We start from the raw sequence: 1307 nt of genomic DNA, 5'->3' as shown, positions 1-1307 counted from the left end.
ACAGTGAATGATCCGACTGCGACTGTGGTGGTGACTGTAGATGGTGTGAACTATCCAGCGACCAACAATGGTGACGGCACCTGGACGCTTGCAGACAATACACTGCCTGTATTAACAGACGGTCCACACACGATTATCGTGACAGCAACTGACCCTGCAGGTAATGCAGGAACAGATACAGCTGTGGTGACGATTGATACCACTGCACCGGTCGTGAGCTTCACAGATGCATCTACCAATGACACCACACCTGCGTTGACCGGTACGATCGATGATCCTGCTGCGACTGTGGTGGTGACCGTAGATGGTATCAACTACAATGCGACCAACAATGGTGACGGTACCTGGACGCTTGCAGACAATACACTTCCAGTGTTGGCAGATGGCCCGCACACAGTGAGCGTGACTGCAACAGATGTAGCAGGTAACGTTTCAACACCTGCGACAGGCACAGTAACTGTTGATGCAACAGCACCAACCCTTGCGATTAGCGCAGATGACCTTGCACTTGCGGCAGGTGAAACAGCGAACATTACCTTCACGTTCAGTGAGGCAGTGGCAGGCTTTGATGCAACTGATATCACCCTCGTTGGCGGTACATTAGGTGCATTGACGACAACGGATAACATCACTTGGACAGCAGTGTTCACGCCAGATGGTACAGGCACAGCACCAAGCATTACCGTGGCTGATGGTAGCTACACCGATACAGTAGGCAACCCGGGTACAGGCGATGTACTTGATGGTACAGACGGCTTTATCGTTGACCTTGTTGCACCGCTCGTGAGCTTCACAGATGCATCTACCAATGACACCACACCTGCGTTGACCGGCACGATCGATGATCCTGCTGCGACTGTGGTGGTGACCGTAGATGGTATCAACTACAATGCGACCAACAATGGTGACGGTACCTGGACGCTTGCAGACAATACACTTCCAGTGTTGGCAGATGGCCCGCACACAGTGAGCGTGACTGCAACGGATGTAGCAGGTAACGTTTCAACACCTGCGACAGGCACAGTAACTGTTGATGCAACAGCACCAACCCTTGCGATTAGCGCAGATGACCTTGCACTTGCGGCAGGTGAAACAGCGAACATTACCTTCACGTTCAGTGAGGCAGTGGCAGGCTTTGATGCAACTGATATCACCCTCGTTGGCGGTACATTAGGTGCATTGACGACAACGGATAACATCACTTGGACAGCAGTGTTCACGCCAGATGGTACAGGCACAGCACCAAGCATTACCGTGGCTGATGGTAGCTACACCGATACAGTAGGCAACCCGGGTACAGGCGATGT

The 1307-nt window shown here is 52.4% G+C and carries 1 protein-coding gene; it reads left to right on the top strand.

Translation table 11 applies throughout. The annotated features are described in order from the left end of the window. Positions 1 to 1307 (top strand): Ig-like domain-containing protein (locus tag AC1PJP_RS00670; RefSeq protein ID WP_479766359.1); only part of this gene is annotated, 1307 nt, incomplete at both ends.

The sequence above is a fragment of the Acinetobacter sp. V116_7 genome (assembly GCF_056735735.1).
This window is presented reverse-complemented; position numbering and strand designations above follow the sequence as displayed.